The sequence below is a fragment of the Phycisphaerae bacterium genome, assembly GCA_035384605.1.
GTDB lineage: Bacteria > Planctomycetota > Phycisphaerae > UBA1845 > PWPN01 > JAUCQB01.
The window spans coordinates 1-9,892 of the sequence record DAOOIV010000114.1 but is presented as its reverse complement, the minus strand read 5'-3'; the positions used below and the strand labels follow the sequence as shown (position 1 = coordinate 9,892).

Here is a 9,892-nt window from a genome sequence, read left to right as displayed (position 1 = left end):
GTGCCAGAATCCTTTCTGGCACCATCCCTTCGACGAATCTCTTCGTCATGCTGCCCAGTGCCGCCCATGTTTTCCCCCGGCCCCGAGCCCCTCCGCGAATGGCCGACGGGGGCGTCGGCCCTACTGTCGGAGTCGAAGACCATGCTACTTCACGCGAACTCGTGCATATCGCAGGTTGAGCGAATCGCTGCCCGTGCCGAACAAATCGAGTAGCTCGGAGGGCTCTGAACCGCCGCGAGGAGTGTTGGTGAAGAAACTGTGGAACGGGTGCTTGAGGGGCACGGCAACGAAAGTCGGCTTGGCTTCCGACCGGTCGATCCGGGCGACGTAATTGCCGAATGTGCCCGCCTCCGCTTCGCCGGTCATCGTGCCGGCGACCACAATGCACAGTTTTCCGTCCGGCATTACGTGAAAACGGGCGTACGACGGCGTCAGACCGGCCCTGCCCTTGGCCGGTGTCTCGGCCGGCGTGGTCTTCGCCTCGATCTTGCCGTCCCTGATGATCATGTACTCAAGATGCGCGGTCAGTGGTTTGCCGGGAAAGAACTTGTCGCGGACCAATTCGCTCTGGTACGGACGCCTCAGGTAGAGCACATGGGCCGCTCCAACCTCATCGATATGCAGGTCCAGGTTGGTGATGTGGCCGCAGGTCTCCTCCACGGTGTCGATTTCGACCGGCGCAATGAACGGCTTGCTGTTAATGTCCGGGGTGTACGTGTAGAATAGCCGCCGGAACACGTAGTCCCACTGGCTGCCGGTCTTCTCGAATTTGTACTTGCGCCATTCCTCTTTTGGCTCGACGATGTCGCCGATGGCCATGACGTGCGCCGCCCGGTCTCGTAGGGCCACCTGAGGGTAGCACGACCGGATTGGGAATTCGATTTTGCCTCGGGCATGCCATCGGCCGTCGCGGTCGCGGAACGAAACGAATTGGGCCCCGGTCTGGGCATTGATGTTAAGCAGCAGCAGTTCGCCCCTAGCCCCGTCGGCCGCGAACCCGCGATACGAGTGGTCGGTGAAGTGAGTGCCCTCGGCCCAGGCTGGTTCGTGTTCGCGAAACGGGGAGGCCGGGTTCTCGGGATCGAATTCGAGCACCAACGGCCGGCAAGGACCATACTCGGTGCCCGGCGGCTGGGTCGAAGGGTTCACGGACAGGAACACCGGGCCGTTCTGGAAGACGCCGATCGGACACGGCTCGCGCTGACGATACTCTTTCTCGCTCTGTTCCAGTTTCCATCCGGCCGACGTGCGGCACCACAACTGCCATCGCGTGTTGCACAACGGCGGCACATCCTTGCCCGTCTCGATCGCCGAGACAAACGCCTCTTCGCCTCGCCGGGCAATCGTCGTCGACCCGTAGCACCACATCGGCCCGGCGCCGTTGTTGGCCGGGGTGTACGCGGTGACTACCTCCTCGACCTCGACACGAGGTTGAAGATCGAGGTTCGCAGAGAGCGCACCAATCCATGCGCACAACAACAGACAGTTTTCCATAGTTGCCACACCTCATCATCCTGTCGCCGACAACAGCCAGTGAACTGTCAGCCACTTGACACGCCAGCGGTTCACTGGAGCGATTCACGTCAGTACCGCGAGGTTGCGAGGACTCGCACCGGCCCCATCAGCCCTGCCGGGCGGCGTTTCTTCGGGTCGTGACGATTGGCGAGCGATCCGGTGACTTCAACCACGAGAGTGTTCTCGCCGTCGCGCAGGGCATCCGTAATGCCCCACGTGAAGGGGGACCAGAAACGCACGCCCAGCTCCTGCCCGTTCAATCGGACAACCACCCAGTCTCCGACCTGGCCAAGATCGAGCTGATAGCGCTTGCCCTGATCTCGGTGCACCTGGAATGATCTTTGGTAATGCACCGGCCCGACTTCGTCCTCCATGCCGGACCACGCGGTCCAGTCACCCAATTCCTCCTGCCGCATTTCCTTTCCGCCCACGGCGATTTCCCACGATCCCTCCAGACTAATGAGATCCGCAAACCCGCCAGGTTCGCGCACAGAGGCGACTGTCGGCGGCTTTGACGTGTCAATACACAGCACGCGCGTTTCCCGTCGGGGCAGGTGCAGTGGAACCGTGATGGTCGAATCCGTCGCCACGACGACAGTCGCCGGACTGAAGACCCCTTTCCACGCATCGAACCATTCGGCTTCACCGACGCTGCGAACGGTCAGGTGCGTGTCCAGATGTGCCTCGCCTTCGTTGCCCAATAGGTAGAAATCGATTTCTCGTTTGACCAGGTGGACGTAGCGAAGGTCAGCGGCAGGAGGACTGACAATCACGTCGCGGTCTTTCAGGGAAACCAGCGGTTCGGCCGGCTCGGTGCTGATTCGGCGGACCAATCCGCCCGTCCGTTCCAAAGAAGCGGCCGCTGCGCTCACGGCCTGGGGAATGTCTTCGTCGCTGTCGATGATCAAGGTGCGATAGCGCATCCTGCCGACCTCAAGATGGCCATCACGAACCACGGCCTGTTCCGTGAATCGAGACTCCTCGACATAGTTGAAATCCACCTGGTTCTGATAGAGCCATCGGGCGGCCCGCCACGGCAAGCGGTTGTCGCAGACCGCCACCGCTACGTCGCAGACCTGCTCGGAATCAGTTAACAACCCACATAGACGAGCGGTGTAATCCGCAAACAGTTGGTAGTGGGGCCACCAGGCATTGTGGGGTCCCACATCCGGCGGTCGCTCGTGAAGCCGACTCCCCCGAACGGAATAGTAGAAAGCGTGCGGATAGAGCAGGTTCTGGCCTCGCAGGAGCACATGGTCGGCCACGAACTTCATTTCCTCCATCATGAGGTTCCATCCGTAAGCTCCGAGTATCTCGTTACTGTTGCGCCGCCTGCCATCATGGCGGGCAACACTGCTGGTACCCTTGGCGGCCGTGCTGTGCGGGCCCTCGATGGCGGAGTTGTCTCCGGGCACGACGTAACGCCATACGAGATCCTGTCCGGGGATCTGGAAATGGCGAAGGCAGTTGATCTCGTCGCTGGCTGCCGGGTGGCCTGTCAGTGCGATACCGTGCCGCTGGCACCACTGTGAGAGCGGCCGGTAATAGGTTTCCTCCAATCGCTGATCGATTATGCTGTGGTAATCTGCGCGAATCTTGCCGGTCTGCTCTCCGACGTCAAAGAACAAGGCGGGCAGTCGTGTCGTCAGGTCATAGCCGGCCTTCGCGCGGAAGTACTCCGAGAATCCCCCCGTCCACGGTTTGATGTCTTTACGGCCACCCCGCCCTGTCAGGCTTGGCTCATCGGTGAACATCGCGATGATCGTCTTGCCAAAGTGCTTGCCGACGGTTTCGTAGTAGGGTTCGTAGGCCAGTTGGAGGAAAGCCCGCATCGCGTCGGGATTCAGCAGGTCCGCTGCGGGCGGGGCATTCGGTTCTCTGTCGTCTTCCCCGTCGTGCACGCCACGAATCCACCCTTCGGTGGGCACCTGGAGGAAGGTCATCACGACCCACTGGCCTGACGGGATTTCGATCGTCTGTGCGTCAGCAGGAACGGCACGAGCTGTCTCGAGCCGGTACGATTCCCCCTCGCCAGGCCGAATCAGAACTCGGGCAACCAGTCGTCCTTTGGTGGCAACGGCAGGCTCGATCGTCGTCGGCCCATCCACGCGCTGGGCCTCGACTGCCAGACCTTGGGCAGCGAACGATGGATTGCGTTGGACGACCTGTCCGTGGGCGGAGCCCGACGGGTACATGCCCTCGTCATACAGACACACCCGCATGCCTGTTCGCGCGGCCTCCTCCACTGCAAACCGCACATGCCCCAGCCAGCGGGGGCCCATGTACTCAAGGTCCTTCGGTAGTCCCATTCTCGCATGGATGACAAAGCCATGAACGCCCTTCTCCCGAAAGGCAGCCATCTGCCGGCGAATCTCGTCGTCGTCCAGATCGTCATTCCAGAACCAGAACGGCATCAGCGAGAATTCGGGCGACGGAAGGCGCAGCTCCTCCCGCCAGTCGTGTGCCTGCCAAGGCTCGGCGGAAATGCCGGCCGTTACGCACATAGTGAGGACAAGCTGATCGAGAAGGCACAGAATCATGATGCTCGCTCCGACGAAGCCGGCCAATGGCTCACAGATTGGCAACCGTCGTTGCTGGTACAGTCGTATCCAGCTCGAACACGCAGTATAGGACGACGGTGAGTTGGCTTCCAGGATGCCGGCCAGGAGCTCCTTTGCCGGCATCTGCACCCTATGCCGGCGACGGTCCGGCCAAAGATCGCTTCTGGCCAACACGCCAGGCTTGTGTTAACGTCTTCGGTGACATCGTGCAGGCAAGCTTTCAGCTTCGCATAAGGAGAAGACAGATGCGCTCGTTTCCGTTGCTGCTGACGCTCGGATTGCTGGTAATTGCTGTCGTTCTTGTGGCGGCAGACCGCGTTTCGGCTGTCGTGATTGCCGAAGATGGTCATGGCGAGGCGGTTGTCGTGGTCTCGGAGAACGCTGCGCCGGGTGAGAAACACGCAGCGCAGGAGCTGGCCTCGTTCCTCAAACAAGTCACGGGTGCCGATTTCGAGGTTCTGGCGTCAGCCGACGGCGACAAGCCCCGACTTCTGGTCGGTCCCGAGGCGGCGAGGCTGGCGGACCCCAAGTTTACCGCCGATGGGCTTGGCGCCGAGGGCCTGATCATACGCACCGTCGGTAAGGACCTGATTCTTGCAGGCGGCCGGCCCCGCGGCACGCTGTATGCGGTCTATACCTTCCTGGAAGACCATATCGGCTGCCGATGGTGGGCTCCGGGCGCAAGCAGCATCCCGAGAAAACCGACGCTGGCCTTCCATAGGCTCGGAGTCAAGTACGTCCCGCCGCTGGAGTACCGGGAGCCGTTCTGGTTCAGCGGTTTTGACGGCGACTGGGCCGCTCGCAACAAGGTCAACGGAGCCACACCGCGATTGGAGGAGAAGCACGGCGGCAAACATGTGATCGAGGGTTTCGTCCACACCTTCAACGCCCTGATCCCGCCGACCAAGTACTTCAAGGACCATCCGGAGTGGTTCAGCGAGATCCAGGGCAGGCGCGTGCAGGAGCATAGCCAGTTGTGCCTGACCAACGAGCAAATGCGGGCTGAACTGGTCAAGAACCTGAAGGATCGCCTGCGCAGCAACCCCGCCGCGACTATGGCGTCGGTGTCGCAGAACGATTGGGCGAACAACTGCCAGTGCCCGAGGTGTGCGGCCGTCGACAAGGAAGAGGGCAGTCCGGCCGGGTCGATGATCCGCTTCGTCAACGCCGTGGCCGAGGAGATCGAGAAGGAGTTCCCCAATGTCGCGATCAGCACGCTGGCTTACCAGTACACCCGCAAACCGCCGCTCAAGGTTCGGCCGAGGCCAAACGTCGTGGTCTGGCTGTGCAGCATCGAGTGCTCGTTCAGCAAGCCGCTGACCGACGAGATCAACGCCGATTTCCGCCGTGATATCGAGGGCTGGTCGAAGATCTGCAAGCGTTTGTACGTATGGGATTATACTACCAACTTCTCCCACTACGTGCTACCGCACCCGAACCTGTGCGTTCTCGGCCCGAACGTCAAGTTCTTTGCCGACCACAACGTCGTCGGGCTGTTTGAACAGGGGGCCTATCACACCAACGGCGCCGAGATGATGGAACTGCGGGCATGGGTGCTCGCCAAGCTGCTGTGGAACCCGTCTCTGAACGCCGACTTACTGACGGGCGAGTTCCTCGCGGGTTATTATGGCTCTGCTGCACGCCATATCTACGCATATCTTGAGATCATGCACAAGGCTGTTGGCACGTGTGGTGACCGCCTTGGCTGTTTCTCCCCGCCGGATGCCAAGTTCCTGAACCTTGAGACGCTGAGCGAGGGGTGGAAGCATCTAAAGGCAGCAGAAGAAGCCGCACGCAACGATGAGACTTTGCTTCTCCGTGTTCGCACGGCCGAACTGCCGGTCCTGTACACGTTCATCATTCAATGGGACCGGCTGCGGAAGGAAGCCGCTGATGCGAAGCACTCTTGGCCGGTTGCCGACACTCAACAGGCTGTCTATGAGCAGTTCATGAAAACCGCGGAGGCGATCAAGATGACCCACGTGGCCGAGGGCCGAGGCATCGACTGGCTGAAGTCTCAGGTACGCCCCTGACCGTCACGGGCGGATCGCATGCCCGGATCTCTCTGCTTGGCGCCGCCGGTGCGGGGCCGGTTGCTCGCACCCTAGTCCGGCTCGGTCTTGATCTCCAGCGGTGTTCGGGGCTCGCGGACCTCGTTCGCGGAGGCCGGCCCGCGCCCTGAGACGGAACATTGTTGCACGAGCCGTTGTACTATAACGCCTTATCAGTGCGACACTTACAATCTCATATCTGTCAGGTGTCCGGCCGCTGCTCGTTTCATGAACAGCTACGGTATTCCCCGCGTATAGAAGAACAAGTGGAGCGTTACCGGAAGAATCGCAAGCGTCAGGGAGAAAGACAACAATGACGAGAAGCAGGTCGTTGAGAAGCGAGGTTGTACGGTGTCTGGTGTTTGCGGGCGCAATTGGGCTTGCCCTCGCGGTGCCGTCGGCTTTTGGAGCAGACCGACCTACGACGCCGCCGGCCGGCGCGATGAAGGTGGCTGAAGACCTGTCCGCGGCGTTCGAGTATGTGGCCGAGAGTGTTAAGGCCTCCGTGGTCAACATCACTTCGGTGAAGACGATCAAACCGACGATGCGAGGGAGGCAGGAGTTGCCGGAGGAGATACCATTTCCGGAATTCTTTGAGCGTTTCCTGCGACCCGATGTTCCAAAAGGGGGTTTCAAGCAGCAGGGATTCGGCGCGGGGGTGATCGTCTCCGAAGACGGCCATATCTTGACCAACAATCACGTCGTGGCCGACGCGGATGAGATCACCGTGACCCTTACCGACAAGCGGGAGTACAAGGCCAAGATCATCGGCACCGACCCGAAGACCGATCTGGCCGTCGTGAAGATCAAGGCCGACAACCTCATGCCCGCGAAACTCGGCGATTCGGATCAAGTGCGGGTGGGCGAGTGGGTGGTAGCCGTCGGGCACCCCTTCGGTCTGTCGTATACCATTACCACGGGGATCGTCAGTGCTAAAGGGCGCGCGAACCGGGCCGTTGCCGAGTACGAGGATTTCATCCAGACGGACGCGGCTATCAACCCCGGCAACAGCGGCGGACCACTGGTGAATCTCAAGGGCGAGGTCATCGGCATCAACACCGCCATCTTCAGCCGAAGCGGGGGGTACATGGGCATCGGGTTTGCGATCCCGAGCAACATGGCCAAATCCATCATGCAGAGCCTTATCGACCACGGCAAGGTCGTGCGCGGCTGGTTGGGGGTTGTGATTCAGAATCTCGACGAAGCCATGGCCGAGTCCTTCGGATTCAAGGGTACCAACGGGGTACTGGTTGGCGACGTGACGCCCGACAGCCCGGCGGAGAAAGCCGGGATGAAGCAGGGCGACATCATCCTGAAGTTCGGTGGCAAGGAAACGAACGACACCAATCAGCTCCGTCAGATGGTGGCCGTCACCTCGCCGGGAACCAAGGTTAAGGTTGAGGTTTTTCGTGAAGGGGAGCGCGAGACTCTGGAAGTAACCGTAGGTGAGCTCGAAAGCGGCCTGGCCACCATCAAAGGCCATGAAGCCGAAGATGAAGACCTTGGCATGACCCTCAAGAACCTCACGCCGGAAATCGCCGAGCAACTGGGGCTCAAGCAAACCAAGGGAGTGGTCGTCACGGCGGTCGAGCCGTTCAGCGTTGCGGCCAAGGCCGGTCTGCGTCCCGGAGACGTCATTGTCGCCGTTCAGAACAAACCGGTCGACACGTTGGCCGAGTTCAACAAGGCGATGAGCAAGCAGGACCTCAAGAAGGGGGTGCGCCTCACGGTTCTGAGTGAGGGCATGAGACGGTTTGTCCTGCTCAAGAGCGGGGGCAGCGACGAGTAGCAACCCTCGGGTTGTCCTTGACAATCTCGTCGGACCCGCTGCGGACACCGTCGTCGTGCGAGCTCGTTTCCGGGCCGTGATTGCACGCAAGCGGTGAGTGCGCCGCAGCGAAACCCTGCCCGTGGTTCGTCACAGGCGGTCGGGATTGCAGCACCGGTCATCCAGGCCATGAGTCCTGTTCCTGCCCGGCTTGGGTGGGAACCCGCCGGAAGCGCTACACACCGTCGTCATTTTCCGCCAGATTCGCCCCATTGAGTCCGACGCGGATCTGTTCTACCATCACCGCGCACGGCGGGGCCTGATGACCGGTCATCCGCTGCCGGCGCGGCGGAGTCAGCGGGCGGCACACGACACAGAGGTGAATCAACCATGGCGAGCGGCTATTGCGTGGGCGTGGATCTCGGCGGCACGAACATCGCGGCAGGTCTGCTGGACAGCGAGGGCAATGTCAAGTCGAGCCTCAGCATACCGACCGAGGTCGATAAAGGGCGAGACCAGGTAGTCGCCAACATCATCGCCGCCGCCGAGAAGGCCATTTCACAGGCCGGCGTCGACCGAAAGGACGTGCTGGGGATCGGTGTCGGCTCGCCCGGGCCGATGAGCCATCGTCGAGGCATGGTGATCAATCCGGGTAACCTGCCCTGCATGCAGAACGTTCCGCTGCGAGAGATCATGAAAGAAAAGACGGGCATTCCGACGACGATCGAGAACGACGCCAACGCGGCGGCATGGGGTGAGTTCTGGGCCGGTGCCGGCAAGGACGTCAACGACCTGGTCATGTACACGCTCGGAACCGGTGTGGGCGGCGGGGTCATCGTCGAGGGCAAGCTGCTCCGCGGTTATTTCGAAAACGGGGCCGAACTGGGCCATGTCATCGTCAATCCCGGCGGTCGATTGTGTTCCTGCGGCCAGCGAGGTTGCGTCGAGGCCTACTCGTCCGCTTATTTCCTTGCCCGCCATGCCGAGGAGCTGATCAAGCAGGGAAGACCGAGTGTGTTGAAGACCCGCATGGATGCGGGAGAGTTTCTGCGAGCCGAGCACATCGTCGAAGCGGCCAAGGCGGGTGACGCGCTCGCGCAGGAGGTCTGGGACAAGGCCTGCTACTACCTGGCCGTGGCCATTGTCGGCATGCGTCACGTGACCAACCCTCAACGCGTGGTTCTGGCCGGCGGCCTGATCGCGGCCGGCGACTTCCTGCTTGCTCCCATCCGCAAGTATGCGGCAGAGATGGCCTGGAAACTCCTCGATGACGGTCCTGAAATCTGCTTTGCCACGCTCGGCAACAACGCCGGCTTTGTCGGAGCCGCCGGATGCGCTTGGGAAGCCCGGCGAACCGGAGACTGGTGAGCAGAGTTCACCGTCAGGGGCATATTCACCGCAATACCTGATCCGGCATTCCCTTGGTCCGGGAGTCGAGTATCGCGGGTTGCTTCGCCGTTGCGCAGGGTTCTGGGCCCATGGCGAGGCGTCTGGACCGAATAACTGCGGCAAGTCAAGTCAGTCGTCCGGTTCTCCGATAGGCTCGTCAGTGGCAAGGCAGTAAGTCGCGGAGCACGCCGATCACCTGGACCGGACTCCTTCTGAGCACTACCAGCCACTCATGAAGGGCAAATAACCGCCGGCGAATTCCGTCTCGGCATGAATGCCGCCTGAGCCGCCGGCGAACAAGTCGCAAGGGCCTGGCGGACCGCAAGGGGGGCGGCCCGTCAGGTCCGGTTTCTTGCGCCTAATGGGTGTAAACCGCCGCGAGCATCGCCGCAGAACGAGCGCGTTATAGAACCTTACGGCCAGACATCTGCGCGGCTCGCGCGCATGTTTCTGGATCGCAGAGCGCTTGGGTTGCGGCCCGCGAAAAGGCGGTCCGCCTTGGGTACCGGGTTGCCATGCGTAATAACCTGCAAAAAGGGATCTCGCCGGATCCCATCTAACCCAAGTTGAACACCAAAGGGCGATTCTAGATTTTTTTCGGGTTGTTG

The 9,892-nt window shown here is 61.3% G+C and carries 5 protein-coding genes; 3 read left to right on the top strand and 2 right to left on the bottom strand.

Annotated features, from left to right (window positions below):
* Positions 1–144: 144 nt before the first annotated feature.
* Both PLL20_18325 and PLL20_18320 read right to left on the bottom strand, forming a co-directional pair.
* The gene (locus tag PLL20_18325; protein HPD31952.1) at positions 145–1,503 is read right to left on the bottom strand and encodes a hypothetical protein; all 1,359 of its coding nucleotides are present in this window, start codon (positions 1,501–1,503) and stop codon (positions 145–147) included.
* An 80-nt stretch (positions 1,504–1,583) separates the two neighbouring features.
* Positions 1,584–4,055 (bottom strand): glycosyl hydrolase, encoded by a 2,472-nt coding sequence (locus tag PLL20_18320; GenBank protein ID HPD31951.1) that lies wholly within the window; start codon positions 4,053–4,055, stop codon positions 1,584–1,586.
* Between the two features lie 266 nt (positions 4,056–4,321).
* Here PLL20_18320 and PLL20_18315 point away from each other — a divergent pair, with 266 nt between their 5' ends.
* The 3 genes from PLL20_18315 to PLL20_18305 all read left to right on the top strand — a co-directional run bounded on the left by PLL20_18315 (position 4,322) and on the right by PLL20_18305 (position 9,263).
* Complete coding sequence (locus PLL20_18315) at positions 4,322–6,109, top strand: DUF4838 domain-containing protein (GenBank protein ID HPD31950.1); 1,788 nt, start codon at positions 4,322–4,324, stop codon at positions 6,107–6,109.
* A gap of 331 nt (positions 6,110–6,440) precedes the next feature.
* Positions 6,441–7,916: a DegQ family serine endoprotease gene (locus tag PLL20_18310; protein HPD31949.1), complete on the top strand. Its 1,476-nt coding sequence runs from the start codon at positions 6,441–6,443 to the stop codon at positions 7,914–7,916.
* Positions 7,917–8,285: 369 nt separating this feature from the next.
* Positions 8,286–9,263, top strand: coding sequence for an ROK family protein (locus tag PLL20_18305; GenBank protein ID HPD31948.1), 978 nt, complete (start codon positions 8,286–8,288; stop codon positions 9,261–9,263).
* Positions 9,264–9,892: the final 629 nt, after the last annotated feature.